23 protein-coding genes and 1 pseudogene are annotated in these 26470 nt (G+C 70.5%); 13 read left to right on the top strand and 11 right to left on the bottom strand.

Going from position 1 to position 26470, the window contains the following annotated elements; genetic code table 11:
• Positions 1 to 120 precede the first annotated feature (120 nt).
• From KKZ08_RS11800 to KKZ08_RS11780, 5 genes are all read right to left on the bottom strand, one after another.
• Positions 121 to 798: a response regulator transcription factor gene (locus KKZ08_RS11800; protein ID WP_223774411.1), complete on the bottom strand. Its 678-nt coding sequence runs from the start codon at positions 796 to 798 to the stop codon at positions 121 to 123.
• Positions 795 to 2159 (bottom strand): sensor histidine kinase, encoded by a 1365-nt coding sequence (locus KKZ08_RS11795; RefSeq protein WP_223774410.1) that lies wholly within the window; start codon positions 2157 to 2159, stop codon positions 795 to 797. Before KKZ08_RS11795 ends, KKZ08_RS11800 begins: the two co-directional genes overlap by 4 nt.
• A 115-nt stretch (positions 2160 to 2274) precedes the next feature.
• The gene (locus KKZ08_RS11790) at positions 2275 to 3150 is read right to left on the bottom strand and encodes a DUF4429 domain-containing protein (protein WP_223774409.1); all 876 of its coding nucleotides are present in this window, start codon (positions 3148 to 3150) and stop codon (positions 2275 to 2277) included.
• A gap of 75 nt (positions 3151 to 3225) precedes the next feature.
• Positions 3226 to 4437 carry an alpha/beta hydrolase gene (locus KKZ08_RS11785; protein ID WP_223774408.1) on the bottom strand — a complete coding sequence of 404 codons (1212 nt, stop codon included), beginning with the start codon at positions 4435 to 4437 and terminating at the stop codon, positions 3226 to 3228.
• Between the two features lie 239 nt (positions 4438 to 4676).
• The gene (locus KKZ08_RS11780; RefSeq protein WP_223779015.1) at positions 4677 to 5303 is read right to left on the bottom strand and encodes a TetR family transcriptional regulator; all 627 of its coding nucleotides are present in this window, start codon (positions 5301 to 5303) and stop codon (positions 4677 to 4679) included.
• Positions 5304 to 5506: 203 nt separating this feature from the next.
• On the opposite strand from KKZ08_RS11780, the gene KKZ08_RS11775 reads away from it, so the two are divergent.
• From KKZ08_RS11775 to KKZ08_RS11765, 3 genes are all read left to right on the top strand, one after another.
• Positions 5507 to 7117: an MFS transporter gene (locus KKZ08_RS11775; protein ID WP_223774407.1), complete on the top strand. Its 1611-nt coding sequence runs from the start codon at positions 5507 to 5509 to the stop codon at positions 7115 to 7117.
• 205 nt (positions 7118 to 7322) lie between these two features.
• Positions 7323 to 7697 (top strand): peptidase inhibitor family I36 protein, encoded by a 375-nt coding sequence (locus tag KKZ08_RS11770; RefSeq protein ID WP_223774406.1) that lies wholly within the window; start codon positions 7323 to 7325, stop codon positions 7695 to 7697.
• A gap of 48 nt (positions 7698 to 7745) precedes the next feature.
• On the top strand, positions 7746 to 8051 hold the full coding sequence (locus KKZ08_RS11765; protein ID WP_223774405.1) for a small hydrophobic protein: 306 nt from the start codon (positions 7746 to 7748) through the stop codon (positions 8049 to 8051).
• A 316-nt stretch (positions 8052 to 8367) separates the two neighbouring features.
• On the opposite strand, the pseudogene KKZ08_RS11760 reads toward KKZ08_RS11765, so the two are convergent.
• Positions 8368 to 9072, bottom strand: a pseudogene (locus KKZ08_RS11760) (potassium channel family protein); the annotation flags it as partial.
• A 69-nt stretch (positions 9073 to 9141) separates the two neighbouring features.
• The gene (gene aceE / locus KKZ08_RS11755) at positions 9142 to 11874 is read right to left on the bottom strand and encodes a pyruvate dehydrogenase (acetyl-transferring), homodimeric type (RefSeq protein ID WP_223774404.1); all 2733 of its coding nucleotides are present in this window, start codon (positions 11872 to 11874) and stop codon (positions 9142 to 9144) included.
• A 367-nt stretch (positions 11875 to 12241) separates the two neighbouring features.
• Here aceE and KKZ08_RS11750 point away from each other — a divergent pair, with 367 nt between their 5' ends.
• The 6 genes from KKZ08_RS11750 (at position 12242) to KKZ08_RS11725 (ending at position 16956) form a co-directional block, all read left to right on the top strand.
• Positions 12242 to 12673: a DUF3052 domain-containing protein gene (locus KKZ08_RS11750; protein WP_205033912.1), complete on the top strand. Its 432-nt coding sequence runs from the start codon at positions 12242 to 12244 to the stop codon at positions 12671 to 12673.
• Positions 12674 to 12870: 197 nt separating this feature from the next.
• The gene (locus tag KKZ08_RS11745; RefSeq protein WP_205033911.1) at positions 12871 to 13338 is read left to right on the top strand and encodes a peroxiredoxin; all 468 of its coding nucleotides are present in this window, start codon (positions 12871 to 12873) and stop codon (positions 13336 to 13338) included.
• A 197-nt stretch (positions 13339 to 13535) separates the two neighbouring features.
• Entirely contained in the window at positions 13536 to 14111 is a 576-nt protein-coding gene (locus KKZ08_RS11740; protein WP_223774403.1) for a TerD family protein, read from the top strand.
• Positions 14112 to 14237: 126 nt separating this feature from the next.
• Positions 14238 to 14813 carry a TerD family protein gene (locus tag KKZ08_RS11735; protein WP_223774402.1) on the top strand — a complete coding sequence of 192 codons (576 nt, stop codon included), beginning with the start codon at positions 14238 to 14240 and terminating at the stop codon, positions 14811 to 14813.
• A gap of 64 nt (positions 14814 to 14877) precedes the next feature.
• The gene (locus KKZ08_RS11730; RefSeq protein ID WP_223774401.1) at positions 14878 to 16023 is read left to right on the top strand and encodes a DUF475 domain-containing protein; all 1146 of its coding nucleotides are present in this window, start codon (positions 14878 to 14880) and stop codon (positions 16021 to 16023) included.
• Between the two features lie 192 nt (positions 16024 to 16215).
• Positions 16216 to 16956, top strand: a complete 741-nt coding sequence (locus tag KKZ08_RS11725; protein WP_223774400.1) for a Tellurium resistance — start codon at positions 16216 to 16218, stop codon at positions 16954 to 16956.
• A 55-nt stretch (positions 16957 to 17011) separates the two neighbouring features.
• Here the strand turns inward: KKZ08_RS11725 and KKZ08_RS11720 are convergent, their stop codons facing one another.
• Positions 17012 to 17926, bottom strand: a complete 915-nt coding sequence (locus KKZ08_RS11720; protein ID WP_223774399.1) for a TerD family protein — start codon at positions 17924 to 17926, stop codon at positions 17012 to 17014.
• Positions 17927 to 18185: 259 nt separating this feature from the next.
• Here KKZ08_RS11720 and KKZ08_RS11715 point away from each other — a divergent pair, with 259 nt between their 5' ends.
• From KKZ08_RS11715 to KKZ08_RS11700, 4 genes are read left to right on the top strand one after another with little or no spacing between them, the layout of a single operon-like run.
• Positions 18186 to 19361, top strand: coding sequence for an HpcH/HpaI aldolase/citrate lyase family protein (locus KKZ08_RS11715; protein WP_223774398.1), 1176 nt, complete (start codon positions 18186 to 18188; stop codon positions 19359 to 19361).
• 14 nt (positions 19362 to 19375) lie between these two features.
• Positions 19376 to 21898 carry a phosphoribosyltransferase gene (locus KKZ08_RS11710; protein ID WP_223774397.1) on the top strand — a complete coding sequence of 841 codons (2523 nt, stop codon included), beginning with the start codon at positions 19376 to 19378 and terminating at the stop codon, positions 21896 to 21898.
• Positions 21895 to 22716, top strand: coding sequence for an HAD family hydrolase (locus KKZ08_RS11705; RefSeq protein WP_223774396.1), 822 nt, complete (start codon positions 21895 to 21897; stop codon positions 22714 to 22716). Before KKZ08_RS11710 ends, KKZ08_RS11705 begins: the two co-directional genes overlap by 4 nt.
• 9 nt (positions 22717 to 22725) lie before the next feature.
• Complete coding sequence (locus tag KKZ08_RS11700) at positions 22726 to 22965, top strand: zinc ribbon domain-containing protein (RefSeq protein WP_223774395.1); 240 nt, start codon at positions 22726 to 22728, stop codon at positions 22963 to 22965.
• A gap of 120 nt (positions 22966 to 23085) precedes the next feature.
• Here KKZ08_RS11700 and KKZ08_RS11695 read toward each other — a convergent pair whose 3' ends face one another.
• From KKZ08_RS11695 to KKZ08_RS11685, 3 genes are all read right to left on the bottom strand, one after another.
• Positions 23086 to 24045: a sugar kinase gene (locus KKZ08_RS11695; protein WP_223774394.1), complete on the bottom strand. Its 960-nt coding sequence runs from the start codon at positions 24043 to 24045 to the stop codon at positions 23086 to 23088.
• Entirely contained in the window at positions 24042 to 24734 is a 693-nt protein-coding gene (locus KKZ08_RS11690; RefSeq protein WP_223774393.1) for a bifunctional 4-hydroxy-2-oxoglutarate aldolase/2-dehydro-3-deoxy-phosphogluconate aldolase, read from the bottom strand. The genes KKZ08_RS11695 and KKZ08_RS11690 overlap by 4 nt, the downstream gene beginning before the upstream one ends.
• A gap of 84 nt (positions 24735 to 24818) precedes the next feature.
• A complete protein-coding gene (locus tag KKZ08_RS11685) occupies positions 24819 to 26144 on the bottom strand; it encodes a hypothetical protein (protein ID WP_223779014.1) in 1326 nt (441 codons plus the stop codon).
• Positions 26145 to 26470: the final 326 nt, after the last annotated feature.

Below are 26470 nucleotides of genomic sequence, written 5' to 3'. Positions count from 1 at the left end.
CGCGCTGTGGCCTGACGCAGCGAAAGATAGGGAGACGGTGTGCGACGACACGTCACACCGAGGAGCCAACTCTCAGGTGATACCGGCGTATGCGGTGGTGATACCGAGGTAGGGGGTGGGCTACTGCTCGCCCGGTGTGACCAGCCCCGACTCATAGGCGAAAATCACGGCTTGGGCGCGGTCCCGCAGCCCCAACTTGCTGAGCACGCGACCGATATGGGTCTTCACCGTCTGTTCGGCGAGCACCAGGCGCTCGGCGATCTCCTGATTGGACAGGCCGCGCGCGATCAGCACCAGTACCTCGGTCTCACGCGGCGTCAGGCCGTTGAGCTGAAGCGACTGGTCCTTTCGCGGCGCGAGACGCTGCTTCGCGAAGTCCGCGATCAGCCGCCGGGTCACCGAGGGGGCCAGCAGCGCCTCGCCGGAGGCCACTACACGGACGGCCGAGATCAGGTCCGCGGGCGGCGCGTCCTTGAGCAGGAACCCGGAGGCTCCGGCGCGCAGCGCCTCGTACACGTAGTCGTCCACGTCGAAGGTGGTGAGCATCAGCACCTTCGGCAGGTGCACCACTCCCGGCGGCGGATCCAACAGGGCGCGGGCCGCGGCGAGTCCGTCCATCTCCGGCATGCGGACGTCCATCAGGACGACATCGGGATGTGTGCTGCGGCTGACCTCGACACCCTTCTTGCCGTCCGGTGCCTCACCCACGACGTCGATGTCGCTCTGCGCCGCCAGCAGGGCGGCGAAGCCGGCCCGCACCATGGCCTGGTCGTCGACGATGATCACGCGGATGGTCATGCGGTGCCGGAGTCCTTCGGGAGGAGGGGGAGCCGGGCGGCGACGCGGAAGCCGCCGTCGGGCAGCGGCCCGACGTCGACCGTGCCGCCGACCAACCGTACGCGCTCGCGCATGCCGACAAGTCCGTGGCCCGTGCCACTGCCCTCCAGCGAGGCGGGAGGCTGCTCGGACGGGCCGTTGACCACGAGGATCAGGAGGTTCTCGTCGTCCAGACTGAGCGTGATCGTGGTCCGGGCGCCCGGGGCGTGCCGCATCACGTTCGACAGGGCTTCCTGGACGATGCGGTACGCGGACAGGTCCACGGCCGGTGACACCTTGGCGAGGTGCGTGAGGATCGCCAGCTCCGGGCGTGACAGGTCGATCGGTATGCCGGCCCGCACCGTGGCTTCGACCAGGTGCGGCAGCCGGTCCAGGCCGGGCTGGGGTGCCCGCTCGCCGTTCACACCCTCGCTGCGCAGCACCGCCAGCAGCCGCCGCATCTCGGTGAGGGATTCCCGGGCGCTCGCCGCTATGCTCCCGAACTCCTCGCGCGCCGCGTCGGGAAGGCCGTCGAGGCGGTAGGGCGCGGAGTCCGCCTGGACGGTGATGACCGACATGTGGTGGGCGACGACGTCGTGCAACTCGCGGGCGATGCGGGCCCGCTCCTCAAGGAGTGTGCGCTGGGAGCGCTCGGTCTCGCTGATGGTCTCCTGCTCGACGAGCCTGCGCCGGGCGTCGCCGCGCTCACGCAGCAGGGAGCCGAGCAGCAGCACGGCCCCGCTCAGCACGATCAGCAGCACGCCGGTGTCCTGGCCGCCGCTTCCGTGGAACGCCCCGAGCACCAGCCCGGCGACCACGGTGACCAACCAGATCCCGAGCAGTGTCCGGCGGCTCTCTCGCAGGGACAGGGCACAGCAGAGGACCAGATACCCCACGATGATCATGGGGGTCCATGGTCCCGGCCGGTCCGGGTCCGATGCCATCGTGGTGATCGCGCCCACGACATCCGCGACGATCACGATCCACCACGCGGGAAGCGGCCGGGTGACCGCGAGGAACAACGGGGCGACCTGCGCGACTCCCAGGGCGCCCGCCAGGCCGCCACCCACGCCGTAGTCATGCGTCAGCACTTGCACGGTGACAGGGATGAGGGTGGCGACGAAGCCCAGCGCGATCACATGGGGCAGCATCCGCACCCAGCGTTTGGGCGCGCTCGCCAGCAGCGGCTCGGTCGAGCCCGCGGGCGTCGCGAGGGAGGCCCCCACCGTCCGCAGACCGTCCACGACGGCTGCCGTCGCACGCCGGAGGCCGGACCCGCGGCCACCCGGCTCGTCCACCGGGCGGTCGGGGCTCTGATCGGGAGGTGTCGTCGCGCTGCTCATGGCCTGGTCAGCGTAGGCGTGAAGCACCCCGCGCGCCGTCATACCGGGGTGCTGGACCGGACCTCATACCCAGGTATCACCACCGCCCCACGGGAGGCGGTGGTGACCGCGTGGATCACAGCTCCGCCAGCAGCTCGGCCTTCTTCGCCGTGAATTCCTCGTCCGTGAGCAGACCCGCTTGGTGCAGCTCGCCCAGATGCCGGATGCGGTCCGCGATGTCCGCCGGATCGCGCCGGACAGCCGATGTCGGCGCGGCTCCGACGCCGGCGGAGGTCAGGGCCGGGCCCGAGGACCGAATCGCCGCGAGGACCGACGCGGCGAACGGCAGCGACTCGTGGACCGGGCCGTACCCGAGGCCGAAGACGACGGCCGCGGGGTCCTGATCGGCCTGCGCGGGCTGCGCCACGGGGGAATCATGGCGCAGCAGCCTCAGATGCCCCTCGAAGACCTCCGGGGAGCGCCACTCGATGCCACCCAGATCCGTGACGGGAAAGCTCTGGTCACCGGCCTTCCACTTCGCCGACGAGGCGCCCGTCCAGAACCACCGGAAGGACACCAGCTTGCCGTCGAAGGACGCCTTGCCGTCGTACGCCTTGAAGTGCAACGGAGCCTCGGGGGCGGCCACCAGATAGCGATCCGGGGGTCCGGTGTCGTCCGAAGTGATCTGTGCCCGCAGCTCGTCCGCGTAGTACTCGGCGAGGGTCTCCCGCTCGGCGGGCAGCACCAAGCGGTACGGGTCGCAACCGTCCTTGAGCTGGCCCGCCGCCGCCTCCATCAAAGGATCGGCGCCCGGTCTCGGCACGGCATGAAGAACGACGGTCCCGCGTTTCCCGGGGGAGAGTGTCACCGCTGCGATCGCCTCATGCGGGATACGCCGTTCACCGAGCGCTTGGTAGAGCTTCGGTGTGCGGATTCCCCGTTCGAAGCGGATGAGCACGGAGTCGGACTCGAACTCCCAGGCGGCATGAAATCCGGCCAGTACGTCACCCATGCGGCTCATCGTAGGCGGCACGCGCGCCTCCGTCCCTCCTGCGGCGGGCCGCTGTTTCGTCGATTTCTACGCGCGTCAGGCCGCCGCCTCGCCGGAAATGCCCTTCCGGCAGACGTCGTCCCCACTCGCGCATCGCACCCCGTCGTATGAACCTGTGCCGATCTCGGCGAAATTACGCAGGCTCTCCGTGCCCGGTTCGAAGTAGCCGGTGTGGCCCGCGGCACCCGCCGAGGACAGCACCCGCGCGCCGAAACCGCCGGACACCGGGTCGGCGCCGTGGCCGAGCCCGCCGACCTCCATGTAGGGCACATCCTGAATCCAGTCGTCGCTGTCCCGGGCGGCCCAGATCCGGGCCTCCGTACCCAACTGCGATGCCTTGTCGGCGCGCATCCCGGGACTGCCCGCGACCGCGATGTCGGTGACCCGCGCAGGCAGGGTCCGCGCGGCCACACCGCACACCACGGAGCCGTAGCTGTGGCAGTACAGCGCGACCGGTGAGCGCCCGGGGAGCCCTCGCACCATGGAGTCGAGGCGTACGGCACCGCTCTCGGCGCGCATGGCCGTGGCCGCGTCCACGCCGATGCCCACGGGCGCGGTGTAGTCGGCCCAGGCGATCACGGCGGTACGCGCGCGTGGGTTCACGGAGCGCTCCGCGCGGTAGAGCGCCTTGGCCATGCCCACCGGCGCCGAGTACTTGCGGAAAGTCCGCTCGAAGGTCAGCACGTTGGTGTCGACGCCGGGTACCACGACAGAGACACGGCGGGCCTTGTCGAGGTCTCCGATGACTTCGGCCATGCGACCGGAGCCCATGGGATCGAAGGCGAGGACCTGGCGTCCGGGGCGCATCATGACCCCGAAGCGCTTCATTCTGCGCTCGGCCTCCTGCTGCCCCAAGGGGGAGAGGCGTTTGTCGCGCATACGCTCCCGCTCGACCTTGCGGGCCTGTCCCAGGGCGATGCGGTTCGCGCGATAACGCAGTTCGGAAGGCGCACCGTTCATGTTGCCGACCGCGAGGGGGTAGCGGCCGGCCAGCCGGTTGCGCTGCTTCTTGTCGAGCGAGGCGAAGAACTGGCTGAGCCGAGCGGCGGGAGCATCGGGGTCGGGCAGCGCGCGCCCGTCGATGTTCCCCCGCTCCCAGGCGGAGATCTCGGCTTCGAGAGGCGACGAGTCGCCCTTGTTGTTCCGCACGGCGGTCCAGCCCGTGGTCGCCAGCATGACGAACACGACGGCCAGCGCGAGCAGAGCACGCCACGCGTTGAGTTGTGGGGAGGAGTCGAAGGAAGTCACTGCGGAACACCCTAGGAGAACCCTGATGCATACCGTACATCGCGTGAGGCAGATCACGTTTCTAGAGGGGTAATTGAGGCACAGCGGGCACATATCGAAGCGCTTCGTCACGCTCTGTGGGTGAATGGCGCGCCGTCGAGCGCCACGCGCGTGCGTTACTTAGGGCACCTGCTCCATTGCCCAACCTAGGTGCGAATTCCACCCACTGGATGGTTCGCGACGGCGGTCGGCGCGGACGGCTAAGACGGCCGAGGCGTACGCCAGTCCGCGGCCAGGGCGGGCCCCAGGTGGTCGAGGTACTGCTCGGTGAGCTCTCGGATGGACTCCACGCTGATGTCCTCGCCGGCGCCCCACAGTCGACCCGTCACCCGCATCACGCCGCTGAACGCCGCCACGGCCACGCGCGGCCGCGGGTCGGTGTCCAGGTCGAGTCCCTCCCGTTCGGCGATCACGCGGGCTATCTCTTCCTCGGTCTCCATGGAGCGGCGCAGGTGCGCGGCGAGCAGTGAGGGGGTCGACTCGATCATCTGGTACGTGCTCATGTGCAGTTCGACCGGCACGACCTCCTCGATCGACTGCCCCATGGCCTCCCAGGCGCCGAGGATCGCTCCGCGCAGCGCCACGAGCGGGGCTTCCTCGGCGGGGCGATCGCGCAGGCTCTGGACGAACCGCGCCTCCACCATCTCCTGGACGGCGAAGGCGGCCTCCTGCTTGTTGGCGAAGTAGCGGAAGAACGTGCGCTGGGACACCTCGACGGTCTCGGCGATCTCGTCGACGGTCGTCTCCTCGAACCCCTTGGTCGTGAAGAGTTCGAGTGCCGCGCGCAGCAGCGCGTCACGAGTGCGCTGCTTCTTGCGCTCCCGCAGTCCGGGCGCCGCGAGTCCGGGCGAGACGTCCTCGGTGGTCTCGGCCTGGGTTTCCCCGGGTCCTGTCGCTCGCTGCCCGGTTTTCACGCCATGGCCCCCTCTGACTGTTTGCCCAGTTCAGCATATCTGCGGGCAGCTTCATGTCAGTTACCGACTTGTGAAGACGTTTGTCAACTGTCAGTCGCTGTCATTAGCCTGGTCGCATGACTAGTCAGACCACCGCCGACAAGGCGGACAAGGCGCCGGAGCCGGTGTCCGCTCCGACCCCGGCCAAGGGGCTCCGCGGTCACCCCTGGCTGACGCTCTTCTCTGTCGCGATCGGCGTGATGATGGTCGCCCTGGACGGCACCATCGTCGCGATCGCCAACCCCGCCATCCAGGCTGATCTCGGCGCCACCTTCGCGGAGGTGCAGTGGATCACCAATGGCTACTTCTTGGCGCTCGCCGTCTCGCTGATCACCGCGGGCAAGCTGGGTGACCGCTTCGGCCATCGTCAGACGTACCTCATAGGAGTGATCGGCTTCGCCGCCGCCTCCGGGGCCATCGGCCTGTCCGACACCATCCCGCTGGTGGTCACCTTCCGCGTGCTCCAGGGGTTGTTCGGTGCCCTGCTGATGCCTGCCGCGCTCGGCCTGCTCCGCGCTTCGTTCCCGGCCGAGAAGCTCAACATGGCCATCGGCATCTGGGGCATGGTGATCGGTGCCTCCACGGCGGGCGGCCCCATCCTCGGCGGTCTCCTCGTCGAGCACGTCAGCTGGCAGTCCGTCTTCTTCATCAACGTGCCGGTCGGCGTCCTCGCCGTCGCGCTCGGCCTGTTCATCCTCAGGGACCACCGCGCCGAGAACGCCCCCAGGTCCTTCGACGTCTTGGGCATCGCCCTGCTGTCGGCGGCCATGTTCTGCCTGGTCTGGGCGCTCATCAAGGCTCCGGAGTGGGGCTGGGGCGACGGCCTGACCTGGACGTTCATCGCGGCTTCCGTACTGAGCTTCGTGCTCTTCGCGGCGTGGGAGTCGAAGGTCAAGGAGCCGCTCATACCGCTCGGCCTGTTCCGTTCCGTGGCGCTGTCCGCGGGCGTGGTCCTCATGGTGCTGATGGCCATCGCCTTCATGGGCGGACTCTTCTTCGTCACCTTCTACCTCCAGAACGTGCACGGGATGAGTCCCGTCGACAGCGGTCTGCACCTGCTGCCCCTCACCGGCATGATGATCGTGGGCTCACCGCTGGCTGGCGCCATGATCACCAAGACCGGTCCGAGGATCCCGCTGGCCGGCGGCATGCTGCTCACCGCCGCCGCCATGTACGGCATGTCCACGCTGGAGGCGGGCACCGGCAGTGGTCTGATGTCGCTCTGGTTCGCGCTCCTCGGCCTCGGTCTCGCTCCGGTGATGGTCGGCGCGACCGAAGTCATCGTGGGCAACGCGCCGATGGAGCTCTCCGGTGTGGCCGGCGGCCTCCAGCAGGCCGCGATGCAGATCGGCGGCAGCCTCGGCACGGCGGTCCTCGGCGCCGTCATGGCGTCGAAGGTCGACAGCGACCTGGCCGACAACTGGGCGAAGGCGAAGCTGCCGCCGCTCAGCCCCGCCGAACTCGACAAGGCCGCCGAAGCCGTCCAGGTCGGCATAGCGCCGGTCCCGCCGAAGGCGCCACCGTCGGTCGCCGAGCAGATCACCTCGGTCACGCACGACACGTTCATGTCGGGCATGGGCATGGCCTGCCTGGTCGCCACCGGTGTCGCGGTGGTCGCGGTCTTCGTCGCGTTCCTCGCCAAGCGTGGAACCAACGCCGAAGCCGGTGCGGGTGCGGTGCACATTTAGGACATTTGGTGTGCCGCATGTCCGTGGACGGCTGGGCGGCGGCAGAAGTCAGGGAAAGCCCCTCAGGGACATTCTGGGGGGCTTTCGCCTATCCGGGTGACGCACATTCGTACCCCTTCCGATGGCGCGGTCGGACGGTCCAGAGTTCAGACATGAGATCCGCACGACGCGGACAACTGAGCGACACCACACGGGGGTTGAGCACATGCGTACGACCATGCCCACGACCGTCACCGCCGCCGCACTCGCCGCATTGGTCCTGTCACCCATGCACGCCGTGGCCGCGGCCCCACCGACGCTCCGCGGATGCGCGCCGGGTGAGCTCTGCCTCTGGGAGAAGGCGCAGTTCAAGGGTGACCGGCATACGTATGAGTTGGCCGACATCGACATCGAGAGCTGTATCACGCTGCCGGAGGGGGGCAGCGCGCAAGCTCTCGCCAACCGCACCGGCCGGCCTGTCACCACGTACCAATCCGCGAAGTGCGGCGAGACCGGGGAGTTCAACACCTACCCGGGCAGTGGCACCTGGGCGCCCGACTCTCCTTACCGGGTGCGGGCGTTCAAGGTCTGGGAGCGCTGAGGCGGGGTACTCGCGGTTTGAGCCCCGAACGGGCTGACTCAAGGAGTGATGATGGCGGGCTTCGGACACGCCACGCGCAAGCACCCCCGCTCACGCGGCCGTACGTGGTCGCGGAGTGGGCCGGACCGCGCGACGCTCGGCGTAGTAGGAGCCGTCTGTGCGATCGCCGGGTTCTTCGTGCTGGGGATCATCCTCGGCCCCATGGCGATCGTGTGCGGCTGGCTCGCCCTGGGCCGCAGTTGGGCCGGTGCCCGCCCGGCACCGGCCCTGGTCGCCCTCATCCTGGGCGCGATCGACACCGTCCTCGCGCTTCTTCGGATATCGGGGGCGACCACGATGGACGGCATGTTCTGACACGGGCGCACCGCCGTCTCTGCCCGGCGGTGCCCTCGGCGGCCGCGGGTGGGGGCACGGAGCCCACCGGCGGCGTCACGTCCGCCGCCGACGCCGAGCCCGAGCCTGGCGCCGCGCTCGCCCCCGGCACCGGGCCCGTCTCCAGTGCCGGGCCCGTCTCCAGTGCCGGGCCCGCTTCCGGTGCCGAGCCCGCTCCCGGCACCGAGCTCGCCCCCGGGGCGGAGTCCGCATCCGACACCGACCCTGCCCCCGGCACCGACCCCGCCCCCAGCACCGAGTCCACGCCCCGCACCGCCCCCGCCCCCAAAAGCCCCGTCACCTGCTCCCGCAGTGCCTTCACCTCTGCCGTCAGTGCCTCGATCGCGGCCGTCTGGCGTCGCTCCTCCGCGTCGTCCTTGTCGAATCGGGCGATGAACCACGCCGCGATGTTCGCGGTGACCACACCGAGGAGTGCGATGCCCGACAGCATCAATCCGACCGCGAGCACCCTGCCGAGTCCCGTCGTCGGAGCGTGATCGCCGTAGCCGACCGTCGTCATGCTGGTGAAGGACCACCACACCGCGTCACCCAGCGTCTTGATGTTCCCGTTCGGTGACTCCCGCTCCACGGAGAGCACCGCCAGGGAACCGAACATCAGCAGGCCCACCACCGAGCCCACGACATACGTCGTCAGCCTTATCTGCGACGCCATGCGCGCCCGCCGGCCGACGAGCATCAGCGTGGAGACGAGCCGCAGCAACCGCAGCGGCTGAATCATCGGAAGGAGAACGGCACACAGGTCGAGCCAGTGCGTGCGGATGAAAAGCCGCCGCTGATCGGTGAGGAGGAGACGTACGACGTAGTCGACGGCGAACGAGCCCCAGACGACCCACTCCACGATCGTGCAGGTCCGCGAGATGGTCCGACTCGCGTCGGGCACCACGATCGGCACGGCGTAGGCGAGGGCGAACGCCACCGCGAGCGCGAGGAGAGGGCGCTGGGTGCGCTGCTCCCAACGGATCTGTGCCGGTTGTTCCTTCATGGGCGCATCGTAGGAAACGCCGGAGGGCGACGGGACCTGTGCCCCGCCGCCCTCCGGATGGGACGTGCGCTACGCGTCGCCCCCGGCCGGGCCGGGATCGGCGGCCGCGACGTCGAGGAGCTGGTAGCGGTCGATCGCCTGCTTCAGGACGGAGCGGTCGACCTTGCCCTCGCGGGCCAGCTCGGTCAGCACGCCGACCACGATCGACTGGGCGTCGATGTGGAAGAAGCGGCGGGCCGCGCCACGCGTGTCGGCGAAGCCGAAGCCGTCCGCGCCGAGCGACTGGTAAGTGCCGGGCACCCAGCGGGAGATCTGGTCCGGGACGCTCCGCATCCAGTCGGAGACGGCCACGAACGGGCCCTCGGCGCCGGACAGCTTCCGCGTCACGTACGGGACGCGCTGCTCCTCCTCGGGGTGCAGGAGGTTGTGGCGCTCCACGTCCACGGCCTCGCGGCGCAGCTCGTTCCAGGAGGTGGCCGACCAGATGTCCGCCTTGACGTTCCACTCCGAGGCGAGGATCTGCTGGGCCTCGACCGCCCACGGCACGGCGACGCCCGACGCGATGATCTGGGCGGGGATGGCGCCCTGCTCGCCGGACTTGAAGCGGTAGATGCCCTTGAGGATGCCTTCGACATCCACGTTCTCCGGCTCGGCCGGGTGCTGGATGGGCTCGTTGTAGACGGTGAGGTAGTAGAAGACGTCCTCGCTGTCAGGGCCGTACATCCGGCGCAGACCGTCCCTGACGATGTGCGCGATCTCGTAACCGAAGGCCGGGTCGTAGGCGACGCAGGCCGGGTTGGTCGAGGCGAGCAGCTGCGAGTGGCCGTCGGCGTGCTGGAGGCCCTCACCGGTCAGCGTCGTGCGGCCGGCGGTGGCGCCGAGGACGAAACCGCGCGCCAGCTGGTCGGCCATCTGCCAGAACTGGTCGCCGGTGCGCTGGAAACCGAACATCGAGTAGAAGACGTAGACCGGGATCAGCGGCTCGCCATGGGTGGCGTAGGCCGAGCCGGCGGCGATCAGGGAGGCGGTGCAGCCCGCCTCCGAGATGCCGTCGTGCAGCATCTGGCCCGTCGGCGACTCCTTGTAGGCGAGGAGCAGCTCGCGGTCCACGGCCTCGTACTGCTGGCCGAGCGGGTTGTAGATCTTCGCGCTCGGGAAGAACGCGTCCATGCCGAAGGTGCGGTACTCGTCGGGGGCGATCAGCACGAAGCGCTTGCCGATCTCCTTGTCCCGCATGAGGTCCTTGAGGATGCGGACGAACGCCATGGTGGTGGCGATCGACTGCTGACCCGAACCCTTCTTCGCGGCCGCGTACGCCTTGTCCTCGGGAAGCTGAAGGGGCTTGGCGCGCACGACGCGGGTCGGGACGTAACCGCCGAGGCCCTTGCGGCGGTCATGCATGTACTGGATCTCTTCCGAGTCCCGGCCCGGGTGGTAGTACGGCGGGGCGCCGTCCTCCAGCTGCTTGTCCGTGATCGGGATGTGCAGGCGGTCGCGGAAGCCCTTGAGGTCGTCGACCGTCAGCTTCTTCATCTGGTGCGTGGCGTTGCGGCCCTCGAAGTTCGGGCCGAGGGTCCAGCCCTTGACCGTCTGGGCGAGGATCACCGTCGGCTGGCCCTTGTGGGCCTTGGCCGCCGCGTACGCCGCGTAGACCTTCTTGTGGTCGTGACCGCCGCGGCCGAGGTGCAGGATCTGCTCGTCGGTCATGTTCTCGACCATGGCGCGCAGCCGGTGGTCGTCGCCGAAGAAGTGCTCGCGGATGTAGGCGCCGGTCTCGGTCGCGTACGTCTGGAACTGGCCGTCGGGCGTGGTGTTCAGCTTGTTGACCAGGATGCCGTCCCGGTCCTGGGCCAGCAGCGGGTCCCAGCTGCGGTCCCAGACCAGCTTGATGACGTTCCAGCCGGCGCCGCGGAACTGCGACTCCAGCTCCTGGATGATCTTGCCGTTGCCGCGGACCGGGCCGTCGAGGCGCTGGAGGTTGCAGTTGACGACGAAGGTGAGGTTGTCCAGGCCCTCACGGGCGGCGATGGAGAGCTGGCCGAGCGACTCGGGCTCGTCCATCTCGCCGTCACCGAGGTACGCCCAGACGTGCGACTTGGAGGTGTCGGCGATGCCGCGCGCCTCCATGTAGCGGTTCATCCGCGCCTGGTAGATCGCGCCGAGCGGGCCGAGACCCATGGAGACCGTCGGGAACTCCCAGAAGTCCGGCATCAGCCGGGGGTGGGGGTAGGAGGACAGGCCGTTGGGCGCCTTGGACTTCTCCTGGCGGAACGCGTCGAGCTGCTGCTCGGTGAGCCGGTCCAGGAGGAAGGCGCGGGCGTAGATACCGGGGGACGCGTGCCCCTGGAAGAAGATCTGGTCGCCGCCGTCGCCCTCGTCCTTGCCGCGGAAGAAGTGGTTGAAGCCCACGTCGTAGAGGGAGGCGGAGGAAGCGAAGGTGGCGATGTGGCCGCCGACGCCGATGCCGGGGCGCTGGGCGCGCGAGACCATCACCGCGGCGTTCCAGCGGGTCGCGTTCAGGATCTTGCGTTCGATTTCCTCGTTGCCGGGGAAGAACGGCTCGTCCTTGGTGGCGATCGTGTTGACGTAGTCCGTGCTGCGCATTTCGGGAACGGCCACGCGCTTCTCGCGTGCGCGCTCGATCAACCGGAGCATCAGGTAGCGGGCCCGCTCACGGCCGCGTTCGTCGACCGCGGCATCGAGGGAGTCCAGCCACTCCTGGGTCTCTTCGGGATCGAAGTCCGGGACCTGACTCGGCAGGCCGCCAATGATGATCGGGTTGCGATCGGATCCGGAAGCCACGCTGTTCCTTCGCTGTTGGGGCTCTCGCCTGGGTTCTGCCTGGCCGTGCACCGCTCCCCATCGTGTACCCGACTGACGCGGACGTCATCTCTACCGAGAGGTAACCGAGACGTTCACCTGGCGGTCTCTGGGGTAGGCTCGACCAAATCGCAACGATACGCCCATCCTGCCTAGCTGCTTCGCAGAGCCGTTCGGTCCGTACGGATGAGGCGGCAGTTGCGGCGACACGGCCGGGAACGTCACCGTTTCGGCGGTCTCGGCGGCCGGGTACTTGCGCGATCCGCCCCGCCCGTGTGGACTACGGCCAATGCCCCGCGCACGCGCGTGGCTGAAGGCATTCCCGAAAAACATGATCAGGAGGCAATCCGTGAGCGCGACCGCGGACCACGCGGAGACGAACCTTGCCGTAAGGCTTGGTTTCCAGCCCGACCAGGTGGTCCAGGAGATCGGCTACGACGACGACGTCGACCAGGAGCTCCGCGAGGCCATCGAGGAGGCCACTGGCACAGAGCTCGTCGACGAGGACTACGACGACGTGGCTGATGCCGTGGTGCTCTGGTTCCGTGAGGACGACGGGGACCTGACTGATGCGCTGGTGGATGCCATCGCGTACATGGAGGAGGGCGGCCAGATTCTGCTGCTGACTCCGAAGACCGGTCGTGACGGCTACGTCGAGCCGAGCGACATCGGTGAGGCGGCCACCACCGCGGGCCTGTCCCAGACCAAGAGCATCAACGCCGGCAAGGACTGGAGCGGCACCCGCCTGGTCACGCCCAAGGCGGCCGCGAAGAAGCGCTAGCCACGCGCGCCGAGCCGCGAACCCAGCAGAGACAGCCGTGAGGCCCCCGCCGACACCATCCGTCGGCGGGGGCCTCACGCATGTACGGACCCGCCCGCGTCCGGGCCGGCGCCCCAAAGGGCGTAGATCGACGGAAGTAGGGTGGGTGTCACCCGAACGGCCCCACCCGAGGGGCCCCGTCGAAGGGATGCGTAGTCATGGCGCTCGCTGGAATCGCGACCGGCACCAAGGCCCCGGAGTTCGAGCTCAAGGACAACCACGGCCGGACCGTGAGGCTCTCCGACTTCCGCGGCGAGAAGAACGTGGTGCTGCTCTTCTACCCGTTCGCGTTCACCGGCGTGTGCACCGGCGAGCTGTGCGCGCTCCGCGACGAGCTGCCGAAGTTCGTCAACGACGACACCCAGCTGCTCGCCGTCTCCAACGACTCCATCCACACGCTGCGCGTCTTCGCCGAGCAGGAGGGTCTTGAGTACCCGCTGGTCTCCGACTTCTGGCCGCACGGCGAGGTCTCGCGCGCGTACGGCGTCTTCGACGAGGAGAAGGGCTGCGCGGTGCGCGGCACCTTCATCATCGACAAGGAGGGCGTCGTGCGCTGGAGCGTCGTCAACGGCCTGCCCGACGCGCGTGACCTGAACGAGTACGTCAAGGCGCTCGAAACGCTCTGATCCGGCCGACGGCCTCACCCGATCCGGCCGACGACCCCCGCTTCGGCGAACCCTTGGTTCTCTCAGGGGCGACACCCTGTGATTCTTCAGGTGCAGAGCCTGTGGCGGCCGGGAACCGGTCACTAGGATCCACTCGTTGATCCGATGCAACGCAACGCTTGGGGCTCCCCGCCCCTGGACACCAATTGGGAGGACTCGTGGGAGTCAGCCTCAGCAAGGGCGGCAACGTATCGCTGAGCAAGGAGGCGCCTGGCCTGACCGCTGTTCTGGTCGGCCTCGGCTGGGACGTCCGCACCACCACAGGTACGGACTTCGACCTCGACGCCAGCGCGATCCTGACGAACGCGGAAGGCAAGGTCAGCGGTGACCAGAACTTCGTGTTCTTCAACAACCTGAAGAGCCCTGACGGCTCCGTCGAGCACACCGGTGACAACACCACCGGTGAGGGCGAGGGCGACGACGAGGTGATCAAGGTCGACCTGGCCTCGGTGCCCGCGGACGTCGAGAAGATCGTCTTCCCTGTCTCCATCTACGACGCCGAGACGCGTCAGCAGTCGTTCGGCCAGGTCCGCAACGCGTTCATCCGCGTCGTGAACCAGGCGGGCGGCGCGGAGATCGCGCGGTACGACCTCTCCGAGGACGCCTCGACGGAGACCGCCATGGTCTTCGGCGAGCTGTACCGCCACGGCGCCGAGTGGAAGTTCCGCGCGGTCGGCCAGGGTTACGCCTCGGGCCTGCGCGGTATCGCGCAGGACTTCGGCGTCAACGTCTGAGCCGAGCGGCCCTCCGCCTCTTCGTCCGGCGTCGCACACGCATGAGGTGCGGCGCCGGACGTGCTCATCACCGCGTGTCCCCGTCGGCTCGGGGGCACTCCCGTCACCTCGGGGAGGACCACGAACATGGGCGTCACACTCGCCAAGGGAGGCAACGTCTCCCTCTCCAAGGCCGCACCGAACCTCACCCAGATCCTTGTCGGCCTCGGCTGGGACGCGCGCTCCACCACCGGCGCCCCCTTCGACCTCGACGCCAGCGCGCTGCTGTGCGACGCGGGCAGGGTCCTCGGTGACGAGTGGTTCGTCTTCTACAACAACCTGAAGAGCCCCGACGGCTCCGTCGAGCACACCGGCGACAACCTCACCGGCGAGGGCGACGGCGATGACGAATCGCTCCTGGTCGACCTCTCCAAGGTCCCGGCCAACTGCGACAAGATCATCTTCCCGGTATCGATTCATGACGCGGACAATCGCGGGCAGGCGTTCGGTCAGGTCAGCAACGCGTTCATCCGCGTGGTGAACCAGGCGGACGGGCAGGAGCTCGCGCGCTATGACCTGAGCGAGGACGCCTCGACGGAGACCGCGATGATCTTCGGCGAGGTGTACCGGTACGGAGGCGAGTGGAAGTTCCGCGCGGTCGGGCAGGGGTACGCGTCGGGCCTGCGGGGCATCGCTCTAGACTTCGGGGTCAACGTTTCGTAAAGCAGGGGACCGGCGCGGGGGAGACCGCTAAACGGGAGCCCGTACACACACGATTGGGTAACCAGTGATTCTGAAAACCTTCGGCTGGTCGTTCGCGGTGACCGCGCTCGGCCTGGTCGCCGCGGTGTTCTACGGGGGGTGGGCAGGGTTCGGCGTCGTCGCGATCCTGTCCGTCCTCGAGATCTCGCTGTCCTTCGACAACGCGGTGGTCAACGCCGGAATCCTGAAGAAGATGAGTGCCTTCTGGCAGAAAATCTTCCTCACCATCGGTGTCCTGATCGCGGTCTTCGGCATGCGGCTGGTCTTCCCCGTCGTCATCGTGGCCATCAGTGCCAAGACCGGCCCGATCGAGGCGGTGCGCCTCGCGCTCAACGACAAGGACCGGTACCAGCAGCTGGTCACCGACGCCCACCCGTCGATCGCCGCCTTCGGTGGCATGTTCCTGTTGATGATCTTCCTCGACTTCATTTTCGAGGACCGTGACATCAAGTGGCTGGGCTGGATCGAGCGTCCGCTCGCCAAGCTGGGCAAGGTCGACATGCTGTCGGTCTGCATCGCGCTCGTCGTGCTCCTGATCGCCGCCATGACCGTCGCCACCCAGGCCCACCAGCACGGCGGCGTCCATGTGGACAAGGCACAGACAGTCCTGATCTCCGGTGTCGCGGGTCTCATCACCTACCTCGTGGTGGGCGGCCTCTCCGGCTACTTCGAGAACAAGCTGGAGGAAGAGGAGGAGCGCGAGCACGAGGCCGAGCAGGAGGCCAGGAAGAGCGGCAAGAAGGCACCCGCCGTCCTGATGGCGGGTAAGGCCGCGTTCTTCATGTTCCTCTACCTGGAGGTCCTTGACGCGTCGTTCTCCTTCGACGGCGTCATCGGTGCCTTCGCCGTCACCAACGACATCGTCCTGATGGCGCTCGGCCTCGGTATCGGCGCCATGTACGTCCGGTCGCTCACCGTCTACCTGGTCCGCCAGGGCACCCTCGACGACTACGTCTACCTGGAGCACGGCGCGCACTACGCGATCGGCGCCCTCGCGGTGATCCTCCTCGTCACCATCCAGTACGAGATCCACGAGCTCATCACCGGTTCTGTCGGCGTCATCCTGATCGCCTGGTCCTTCGTGTCGTCCGTGCTGCGCAACAAGCGGCTCGCGGCAGCCGAGGGACAGGGCAGCCCGGGTGAGAAGGCCGAGGTCTCGTCCGGCATCTGACGCCGACTGACCGCTGACCGATTCCCTTGCCGCGCTGTCCGATTCCTTACTCCGGAGTGTGACGGCGGCCGGGGTGAGGAACGCTCTGAGCGGGGCGGCCATCGAGGAGGAGTCCTCATGGCCGCCCCGCCGGTCTTTCCCGGCCGGCACCACCGGCAGTCGTATGCGGCACATGGACACATTGGGGGCGGCATGTCCTTCTGGGACGGTCTGTGGCGAGGGCGTTCGATGGACTTCGATTCGGGCGGCGCCGCGACCAACTCCATCGAACTGACCAAACGGAACCCCACGGTCTCGCTCAGCAAACAGGGCGCGGCCACCGGCAACCTCCGCGTCAACCTGTCCTGGCAGATGCGGACGTCCGACTTCATGGGCAAGCAGCGCAGGTCCGGAGGGCTGCTGCGGCACCCGCTCAAGATGTTCCAGCCCGACGTGGTGCAGGCGCACACCCAGGGCGTGGTCAACGTCGACCTCGACATCGGCTGCCTGTACGAGCTGATGGACGGCGCCAAGGGCGTCGTACAACCGCTGGGAAGCTTCTTCGGGAGCCTCAACGCGCCGCCGTACGTGAAGCTGAGCGGCGACGACCGCTTCGGCTCGCCCTCCGGGGAGACGATCTACGTCAACCTCGACCACCGCGAGAACATCAAGCGGCTGCTGGTCTTCGCCTACATCTACGACCAGACGCCGGCCTTCGACCGCACGCAGGCCAAGGTCACGCTCTACCCCAGCAACGGGCCGCGGATCGAGATCGACCTGGACGAGCGCCAGCCGCAGGCCCGCTCGTGCGCGGTCGTCTCCATCGAGAACGTCAAGGGCGAGCTGATCGTCCGCCGCGAGGTGAAGTTCGTCTACGGCTTCCAGGCCGAGCTCGACCGGCTCTACGGCTGGGGGCTGCAGTGGGGCAGGGGCTACAAGACCAAGGTGGGATGACCCCATGTCCCGCGCCGCCGCGCCGGGCGAGGCCCGCGCCGCGCCCGGTGGCGGCTCAGCGAGGCAGGAACTGCGGTCCCTGCGGAGGCAGCCGGAAGTTCGGGTCCGGCACCGGGGCCACCACCGGCTGCGGATAGCCGTACGAAGGCTGTGCGGGGTGCGGCATCGGCGGGGGACCGCCGATCGGCGTGGGCTGCGTGGGCGCCGCAGGCGGGTAGCCGTACGAGGGCTGGGGCGCCGGGTACCGGGGCGGCTCGGGCGGATAGCCATAGGCGGGCTGCGGCGCGGGCTGGGCCGCGGGCTGTGGCAGCGGCTGCGCGACCGACGGCTGGGCCGGGCCCATGGACGGCTGGGGCTGCGGCGCGGGCTGCTGCGGCGGCAGCGGGAAATCGGCTCCGGGCGCGGCCGTGGAGGGCTCGGCGGAGTCCGTGTCGTCCACGGAGATCCCGAAGTCGGAGGCGAGCCCTTCGAGGCCGTTGGTGTACCCCTCGCCGAGGGCGCGGAACTTCCAGCCCTCGCCGCGGCGGTACAGCTCCCCGCAGATCAGCGCCGTCTCCTCGCCGGTCTGCGGAGTGATGTCGAAGTAGGCGAGCGGCTCGCCTTCGGCGACCGCGGCGTCATACAGCAGGATCCGCAGCGCCCGTACGTGTTCAAAGGCGACGCCCTCCGCCGACGCGACCAGGAGCACCCGGCTGACCGCGCCCTCCATGCCGGCCAGATCTGTCTGGATCGTGTCGGTCAGGCCCTCGGCGACGCGCTTCTTGCCGAGCCGCCAGACCTTGCCGCCGGGGTGGCGCGGCTGGTTGTAGAAGACGAAGTCCTCGTCGGAGCGGACCCGGCCGTCACCGCCGAGCAGCAGCGCCGACGCGTCGACGTCGGGGACGCCCTGTCCGGGGGTCCAGCGCAGCACGGCGCGGACCGCCGGGGCTTCGAGAGGGACGTTGGACCCCTTCAACATCGCGTGCGTCATGCGGTCATCCTGCCTTCCCCCGCACGGGCGGGACAACGCGGGGGGCACAAGGTCCCGGCCGTGTCGGCAGGCGCCTGACCTGCGGGTGCTGCGAGCGTGCGACGGTTGTGTGGTGAGCGTGTGCGACATGGCCGGGTTACCTGAAGTTCATGCCCGGCGGGAACCCCCGACACCCGTCCCTACGTACTATTACCGGCCACATCACCACGGTTCATGGCCGACGGAACAGGCGATAACAGCGACCACAGGGGAATCACTCATGCGTCATTTCGGGCACATCGCCCCAGAGGTGCGACAGCGCCTCTTCCATCGGGAGCCGTGTGCCTTCACCGCGGACTCCCCGCCCCACCTGCTCGCCTCCGCCCTCGGCGCCACGCTCTACAGCCCCGCCACCCGGCCCCGCCTGGCCGACGACATCCTGAAGCAGGGCGGCCGCGGCGTAACCTCCATGGTGGTCTGCCTGGAGGATTCCATCGACGACGCCGAGGTGGCCGACGCCGAGGAGAACCTCGTCCGGCAATTCGCCGACCTGGCCGAAAGAGGCGTGGAACCCCCGCTGCTCTTCGTCCGGGTCCGCGCCGCCGAGCAGATTCCGGACCTCACCCGAAGGCTCGGCCCGAGCCTTCGGCTGTTGTCCGGATTCGTACTGCCCAAGTTCACCGAGGAACGAGGGGTTCCGTTCCTGGAGGCCCTCACGGTCGCGGAGACGGGGGCCGACGCCCTCGGCGGGCGGCGGCTCTTCGCCATGCCCGTCCTGGAGTCGCCCGAGCTCCTGCACCTGGAGAGCCGCGCCGAGACCCTCGCCGGGATCGCCCGCACCGTCGACAAGTACCGCGACCGGGTCCTCGCGCTGCGCCTGGGCGTCACCGACTTCTGCTCGGCCTACGGCCTGCGCAGGCCGCCGGACATGACCGCGTACGACGTACAGATCGTGGCCTCCGTCATCGCCGACGTGGTGAACGTCCTCGGCAGGGCCGACGGCACCGGATTCACCGTGACCGGGCCCGTGTGGGAGTACTTCCGCGTGCAGGAGAGGATGTTCAAGCCGCAGCTGCGCCGCAGCCCCTTCCTGGAGGGGCGGGCGGAGGAACTGCGGCAGGCCCTCATCGAGCACGACATGGACGGCCTGCTCCGCGAGATCGAGCTGGACCGGGCCAACGGCCTGCTCGGCAAGACCTGCATCCACCCCTCGCACGTGCTGCCCGTGCACGCCCTGTCGGTCGTCAGCCACGAGGAGTTCAGCGACGCCGAGGACATCCTGCGTCCGGAGCGGGGCGGCGGCGGGGTGCTGCGCTCGTCGTACACGAACAAGATGAACGAAGTGAAGCCGCACCGCGCCTGGGCCGAGCGGACCCTGCGGCGCGCCGAGGTCTTCGGCGTCGCCAAGGAGGACGTCGGCTTCGTGGAACTGCTCACCGCCGGGTTGCCCGGCTGATGAACGCGAGGAACATGACGTACGTGCCACAAGACGCGGTGTGGTCCGGGAGCTGGGTCGCCGAGCGGCTCGGGGTCGGGCTCGACGGCGACGAGACGCTGCCCGGCCTGCTCGGGCTGGCGCTGCGCCGCAACCCCAGGCGGGCCCACCTCCTGGTGTCGAACGTCCTCGGCAAGCACGTGCCCCAGCACCCCTCGGTCGTCCACGGGGCCGGGCACGGCCTCGGCGTCCGGGTGCGGGAGCTGCTCGGCGACGACGAGGCCCGCCGCGCCGTCGTCCTCGGTTACGCGGAGACCGCGACGGGCCTCGGCCACTCCGTCGCCGACGGCCTCGGCCTCGCGCCCTACCTGCACTCCACCCGGCGCCCCGTCGAGGGCGTCGAGCGCGCCGGCGGCTTCGAGGAGTCCCACTCGCACGCTACCTCCCACCTGCTGCTGCCCGAGGATCCGCGGCTCCTCGCGGGGGACGGGCCCCTGGTCCTCGTCGACGACGAGTTCTCCACCGGCAACACCGTCCTGAACACCATCCGGGCCCTGCACGAGCGCTTCCCGCGCGAGCGGTACGTGATAGTCGCGCTGGTCGACATGCGCTCGCCCGACGACCAGGGCCGCCTGGCCGCCTTCGCCCGCGAGATCGGTGCCCGCGTCGACCTGATCGCGCTGGCGTCCGGGACGGTGCGGCTGCCCGACGGCGTCCTGGAGAAGGGGCAGGCGCTGGTCGCCGAGCACGACACGGCCCCTGCCGAGCCGCCCCGCCGGGAGCGCGGCGCGGTCACCCGCGTCGAACTCGGCTGGCCCGCGGGGCTGCCCGACGGCGGGCGGCACGGCTTCACACCCGCGCACCGCGCACGGCTCCGGGACGCACTGCCCGGCATGGCCGAGCGGATCACGAAGGCCCTGCCCGAGGGCGCGCGCCGCGGCCGCGTGCTCGTCCTCGGCTTCGAGGAGCTGATGTACGCGCCGCTGGCGCTCGGCGTGGAGCTGGAGCGGCGGATGGGCGGCGCTGACGTGCGGTTCTCCACCACGACCCGTTCACCCGTGCTCGCCGTGGACGATCCCGGCTACGCGATCCGCACCCGCCTCGTCTTCCCCGCGCACGACGAGCCCGCCGACGGGGCGGGGCCCCGGTTCGCGTACAACGTCGCGGGCGGCGGCTTCGACGCGGTCGTCGCGGTCGTGGACTCGGTCGCGGACACCCCGCAACTGCACGCTCCTGACGGCCTGTTGGCGCAGCTCTCCGCGCACGCCGGGCATGTGGTGCTGGCCGTCGTCCCCTCGTACGTTCCCCCGCGCGTTCCGTCCGGCGCTCCGGCGCGGGCCATGAACGCACCCGAAAGGTCCCCCATGCTGCCCGAGCCCCTCCGCGGCCCCGCCTTCTCCTCGTACGCGCCCGAAGACGTCGGCTGGCTGCTCCAGGACCTCTCCGCCGTGACGCTCGAAGCGCCCACGGAGGAGCGCGAGGAGGCGATACAGAGCGGTGGCGCGCACTACGCCGAGTCGCTGCCGGTCGAGTACCAGCCGAGCGAGCGCTACCAGGCACTGTTCCACGCCGCGCTCGACACCTCCGCCGCCCGCATCGCCCAGGCGGTCGGCACGGTCACCGAGATCGTCCTCGCCGAGAGGTCTCCGCGTCCGGTGGTCCTGGTCTCGCTGGCCCGCGCGGGCACCCCCGTCGGCGTCCTGATGCGCCGCTGGGCCGCGCACCGGCACGGCCTCGACCTGCCGCACTACGCCGTGTCGATCGTGCGCGGCCGCGGCATCGACGCCAACGCGCTGCGCTGGCTGGCCGCCCACCACGACCCCGCCGACGTCGTCTTCGTCGACGGCTGGACGGGCAAGGGCGCGATCACCCGGGAACTGGCCGACGCGGTAAGGGAGTTCGAGGAGGGCGGCGGGCCGGTGGGCTTCCGTCCGGAGATCGCGGTGCTCGCCGACCCCGGCTCGTGCGTGCGCACCTACGGCACCCGCGAGGACTTCCTCATCCCCTCCGCCTGCCTCAACTCCACGGTCTCCGGGCTGATTTCCCGCACCGTGCTCCGTGCCGACCTGGTCGGACCTGACGACTTCCACGGCGCGAAGTTCTACCGCGAGCTCGCGGACGCCGACGTGTCCGGCGACTTCGTCGACGCGGTCGTGGCCCGCTTCGACGACGTCACCGACGCGGTGGAGGCCCAGGTCAAGGAGGCGCTCAGCGCCGACAGGACGCCGACCTGGGAGGGCTGGGCCGCCGTCGAGCGGATCAGCGAGGAGTACGGCATCCACGACGTGAACCTCGTCAAACCGGGCGTCGGCGAGACCACCCGCGTACTGCTGCGCCGCGTCCCCTGGAAGATCCTGGCCCGCGCGGGCGCGGGGGCGGACCTCGACCACGTACGCCTGCTCGCCGAACAGCGGGGCGTGCCCGTCGAGGAAGTAGGCGAACTCCCCTACAGCTGCGTAGGGTTGATCCACCCCAAGTACACGCGGGGCGCGACGGGTGCGGACGGCAAGGCCGTCGCCACGGGCGGCGCCGACGACCGGGCGGAGGCCTCCCAGTGACCAAGCTCGTCGCCAGCGATCTCGACCGCACGCTCATCTACTCCGCCGCCGCCCTCGGCCTGACCATGCCCGACGCCGAGGCGCCGCGCCTGCTCTGCGTCGAGGTGTACCAGGGCCTGCCGCTGTCGTACGTCACCGAGACCGCCGCCGGGCTCCTCGAGGAGCTGGCCCGCACCACGGTCTTCGTACCGACCACGACACGCACGCGCGAGCAGTACGGGCGCATCCATCTGCCGGGCCCGCCGCCGCGGTTCGCGATCTGCGCCAACGGCGGGCACGTGCTCGTCGACGGTGTCTCCGACGCCGACTGGCAGGCCCGGGTGGTGCGTCGCCTCGCCGACGAGTCGGCCTCCCTCGACGAGGTACGCGCGCACCTGCTGCGCACCGCCGACCCGGCCTGGCTGCTCAAGGAACGCGTCGCCGAGGACCTCTTCGCGTATCTGGTCGTGGAGCGCGCGCTGCTGCCCGACGGCTGGGTCAAGGAGCTCGCCGCGTGGGCCGAGGAGCGCGGCTGGACGGTCTCGCTCCAGGGCCGCAAGATCTACGCGGTGCCGAAGCCGCTCACCAAGAGCGCGGCGCTGCGGGAGGTCGCGCGGCGGGTGGACGCGGAGGAGATCCTCACGGCCGGTGACTCGCTGCTCGACACCGACCTGCTGCTCGCGGCGGACCGCGCCTGGCGTCCGGGCCACGGCGAACTGGCCGACACGGGCTTCGTGGCCCCCGGCCTCACGGTGCTGCCGCAGCGCGGGATCGCGGCGGGGGAGGAGATCCTGCGGGCGTTCCTCGGGACGTCCCGCGCGGCGGGGGAGCCCCGCTAGCCTGGGCCCATGCCTCGATACGAATACCGCTGCCGGTCCTGCGGCGACACGTTTGAACTGAGCCGTCCCATGGCGGAGTCCGCCGATCTCGCGGTGTGCCCGGAGGGACATGAGGACACGGTGAAGTTGTTGTCCACGGTGGCCGTGGGCGGCTCGGCGTCCAGTTCCGCTGCTGCTTCTGGTCCCGCTTCCGCGCCTGGTGGGGGCGCGGGTGGCGGGGGCTGCTGTGGTGGGGGTTGTTGCGGCTGAGGCCGGGGCTTCGGGCCGCCCTCTGGCGGGGCGGCCTTGATGGGGCTCAGCGCTGTGCTCTGGCGGGGCGGCCCTGGTGGGGCTCAGCGCTGTGCTCTGGCGGGGCGGCCCTGGTGGGGCTCAGCGCACGACCGTGCCGTGGGGTGCCTCCGGCAGGTGCAGTTCCGACCGCGTGGGGGCGCCCTCCCAGTCGCCTCGGGACGCCACCGCGAACGCGCCCGTGGTGACCGCCCGGTCCAGGCGTGCCGTCACGTCCGCGCCGTCCAGCAGCGCCGACAGGTACCCGGCGACGAACGCGTCGCCCGCGCCCACCGCGTCCACCGCCCGCACCTCCCGTGCTGGGCGGTGGACCTCGCCCTGCGCGGTGTGGGCCCGCGCGCCGGCCGCGCCCAGCTTGACCACGACCTCGCGGACCCCGAGGTCCAGGAGGTGCCGCGGCGCCGACGCGTCGGCGGGCGTGCCCTCCGGCAGGCAGAGCGGCAGTTCGTCGTCGGAGGCGATGAGGACGTCGACGTACGGGAGCCATGCGCGCAGTTCGGCGGACGCCTCGGCCCGGCTCCACAGCCGGGAGCGGTGGTTGACGTCCAGGCAGACCTCGGTGCCGTGGTCGCGGGCGAGGCGCAGGGCGTGCCGGCAGGCGCGGGCCGCCGAGGGGCCGAGCGCCGGGGTGATGCCGGTCAGATGCAGGACCCGCGGGGGCGGGGCGAAGGCCGGCTCCACCGCCTCAGGGGTGAGCCGTGAGCCCGCCGAGTCCGCACGGTAATAGTGCACCCGCGTCACCTCCGGCAGCCGCGGCTCGAAGAGGACCAGGCCCGTCGGCGCCTGCGCGTCCCGCGTGACCGCGCCGAGGTCGACGCCCTCCGCGCGCAGCGTGCGCAGGACCAGCTCGCCCGCCTCGTCGTCGCCGACCGCGCCCGCCCAGCGGACGGTGTGGCCGAGCCGTGCCAGGCCGATCGCCACGTTGCTCTCGGCACCCGCCACGGACACCTCCAGCGAGCCGCCCAGCTTGAGGGGGCCGCCGCCGCGCAGGGCCACCATCGTCTCGCCGAGGGTGAGGACCTCGCAGGGCGCCGCGGTCATCGGCGTACCGCCCCGGTGACCTCCAGGAACCGCGCGGCCCGCGTCCGCAGCGCGGCCAGGTCACCGCCGTCGGCGGCGTCCCCGGTCAGCGGCGAGCCGACGCCCACGGCGACCGCGCCGTGCGCCAGGTACGTCTCGGCGGCCGCCGCGTCCACGCCGCCGACCGGCACGAACGGCGTACGGGGGAAGGGGCCGCGCAGCGCCTTGAGATAGGCGGGGCCGCCGACCGCGGAGGCGGGGAAGATCTTGAGCGCGGTCACACCCACGGCCTCGGCCGCGATCACGTCCGTGGGCGTGAGGACGCCGCCGAGCACGGGGAGACCGAGCCGCAGGGCCTCGTCCACGCCCGCGCCGAGGCCGGGCGTCACGATGAGATCGGCGCCCGCGTCGGCGGCCCGCCGGGCGTCCTCGGCGGTGAGCACCGTGCCCGCGCCCAGCCAGGCGTCCGGGCCGAGCGCGGCGCGCGCCCGGCGCAGTACGCCCAGCGCGTCGGCGCCGCTGAGGGAGACCTCGACGAGGGGGATGCCGGATTCGACGAGCGTCATGACCGTACGGAAGGAGGCGTCCGGGTCGCTGCCGCGCACGATGGCGAGGAGCCGTTCCCTCCGCAGGGCGGCGGTGAAGTCCGACGGGGTGGGAGAGGGGGCGGGCGCGGGGGCCGGAGAGGGGCCTGGCGATGGGGCGGGCATTTCCCCAGGCTTGCACAGGGGGTTCGGTGGGGCGGGCTCCCCCCCCCGGGCCTCGGCCGGTCTCGGGCCCGGCGTTGGTCGGCCTCAGGCCCCCTGTCCCCGCTCCTCCCGGATCTGCGCGACCACGCGCGCCACCGTCGCGCGGACCGCCTCCGTCTCGGTCAGGAAGTGCCAGTAGTCGGGGTGGCGGCCCTCCAGGGAGGCCACCGCGCGGTCCAGGCGAGCCACCGAGTCGTCCAGCGGGCGGGCGTGGCGCGGCTCGGGGGTCTGGCGGCCCGCCATCGCGAGGCGCTGCGCGTCCCGGATCGCGAAGCGCGTGCGGTCGATCTCCCGCTGGGGGTCCTTCGCCACGGCGTTGAGCCGCTGGAGGCGGTCGCCGGCGGCCGAGACCGCCTCGTCCGTGGAGTTCAGCAGCGCGCGGACCGTCGAGAGCAGCGCGGTGGCGTCCGGCCAGCGCTGCTCCTCGCGGGCCTGCTGGGCCTCCTTGAGCCTGGCCTCCGCCTGGCGCACGCTCTCCCCGGCCTGGTCGGGCACCCGCTGGAGGTCCTGCCAGCAGGCGAGCGTGAACCGGCGGCGCAGCTCGCTGAGGACCGGTTCGACCTGGCCGCTGCGGGTGGTCAGGGCCTCGGCGCGGGTGCGCAGCGACACGAGCCGCCGGTCGATCTCGGCGGCGCGCTCGGGCAGCCGCTCGGCCTCGGCGCGCACGGCCTCGGCGTCGCGCAGCACGCGGTCGGCGCGCTGGAGCGTCTCCGGTACGCCATGCCGGCCCGCGCCTTGGTTGAGCTTGGTCAGCTCCGGGCCGAGGGCGGCCAGGCGGGCGGCGAGATCGTCGGCCTTCAGGCCCGCCGCCCGTACCGCGTCGAGGGCGTTGGTGGCGGCGAGCAGGGTCTGGCGGGCGCGCTCGACCGCCGGGGCGAGGCGGGCGAGCTGGGTCTCCGCCTTGTCCAGCAGCGGGCCCAGCCCCTGCTGGAAGCGCTCAAGCTCGCCCTTGGTCCTGGCCAGCTCGTCCTTGGCCCGCGTCAGCTCGGTCCGGGCGCGGGCCGCGACCGCCGAGTCGAGGTCGTCCCGGTCCAGGTCGTGGGCGTCCACCGCGCTGATGTACTGGTGACTGACCTCGTCGATGCGGTGCCCTATCGCCTCGAAGTCCAAGACGGCGCGCCGGGCCGCGGGCGTGGCGTCGACGGCGGTGATCGTCTCGATGGAGATGCGCAGGTCGCGCTGGGCGGTGTCCAGTTCGTAGAAGGCGGCGGCAGCGGCGTCTTTCGCGGCCTGCGCCTCGGCGCGCAGGCTCTCGCCGCGGCCCCCGAACCACCGGCGCGTGCCGCCGCCCGCGAACGCGGCGGGCACGGTGGCGGCGAGCAGCGGGAGGGGCAGGAGGGTGAGGGTGACGAGGGCGAGGACGTCACGCAGGGCTCCGCCGCGACGGCCGGGACGCGCGCTCCCGCGGGGCCTACCGGCGGCGCGGACCCGCGGTGGCTCCGCGGACGCTGACACCGTGGTGTCGGCCCCCGCTCCGCCCGGTGTGTACGGCTGCCAAGGTGTCGCCGTCACTATCCCTCTCCCGTGCTGTCATCCGCCCTGCCCCGGTGTCACATTCTCCCACCGGTTAATGACGAACACACGGGCCGGTTAGTTCGCCGTACGCACAGTGACTTTGCGCCCTGGCCGGTGGGCGCCGGTCGGGCACGGCAGGGGTTTGCGAGGCACTGCCCGCGGCAAGGTAGGCTGTCCACTCG

The organism is Streptomyces sp. 135 (genome assembly GCF_020026305.1).
GTDB lineage: Bacteria > Actinomycetota > Actinomycetes > Streptomycetales > Streptomycetaceae > Streptomyces.
This window is presented reverse-complemented; position numbering and strand designations above follow the sequence as displayed.

Bases quoted from the DNA above. Each gene is read 5' to 3' on its own strand.
- KKZ08_RS11795 (WP_223774410.1), bottom strand. From the start codon at position 2,159: ATGAGCAGCGCGACGACACCTCCCGATCAGAGCCCCGACCGCCCGGTG.
- KKZ08_RS11770 (WP_223774406.1), top strand. From the start codon at position 7,323: ATGCGTACGACCATGCCCACGACCGTCACCGCCGCCGCACTCGCCGCA.
- KKZ08_RS11775 (WP_223774407.1), top strand. From the start codon at position 5,507: ATGACTAGTCAGACCACCGCCGACAAGGCGGACAAGGCGCCGGAGCCG.
- KKZ08_RS11710 (WP_223774397.1), top strand. From the start codon at position 19,376: ATGACGTACGTGCCACAAGACGCGGTGTGGTCCGGGAGCTGGGTCGCC.
- KKZ08_RS11715 (WP_223774398.1), top strand. From the start codon at position 18,186: ATGCGTCATTTCGGGCACATCGCCCCAGAGGTGCGACAGCGCCTCTTC.
- KKZ08_RS11765 (WP_223774405.1), top strand. From the start codon at position 7,746: ATGATGGCGGGCTTCGGACACGCCACGCGCAAGCACCCCCGCTCACGC.
- KKZ08_RS11800 (WP_223774411.1), bottom strand. From the start codon at position 798: ATGACCATCCGCGTGATCATCGTCGACGACCAGGCCATGGTGCGGGCC.
- KKZ08_RS11790 (WP_223774409.1), bottom strand. From the start codon at position 3,150: ATGGGTGACGTACTGGCCGGATTTCATGCCGCCTGGGAGTTCGAGTCC.
- KKZ08_RS11720 (WP_223774399.1), bottom strand. From the start codon at position 17,926: ATGACGCACGCGATGTTGAAGGGGTCCAACGTCCCTCTCGAAGCCCCG.
- KKZ08_RS11745 (WP_205033911.1), top strand. From the start codon at position 12,871: ATGGCGCTCGCTGGAATCGCGACCGGCACCAAGGCCCCGGAGTTCGAG.
- KKZ08_RS11700 (WP_223774395.1), top strand. From the start codon at position 22,726: ATGCCTCGATACGAATACCGCTGCCGGTCCTGCGGCGACACGTTTGAA.
- KKZ08_RS11695 (WP_223774394.1), bottom strand. From the start codon at position 24,045: ATGACCGCGGCGCCCTGCGAGGTCCTCACCCTCGGCGAGACGATGGTG.
- KKZ08_RS11735 (WP_223774402.1), top strand. From the start codon at position 14,238: ATGGGCGTCACACTCGCCAAGGGAGGCAACGTCTCCCTCTCCAAGGCC.
- KKZ08_RS11725 (WP_223774400.1), top strand. From the start codon at position 16,216: ATGTCCTTCTGGGACGGTCTGTGGCGAGGGCGTTCGATGGACTTCGAT.
- KKZ08_RS11690 (WP_223774393.1), bottom strand. From the start codon at position 24,734: ATGCCCGCCCCATCGCCAGGCCCCTCTCCGGCCCCCGCGCCCGCCCCC.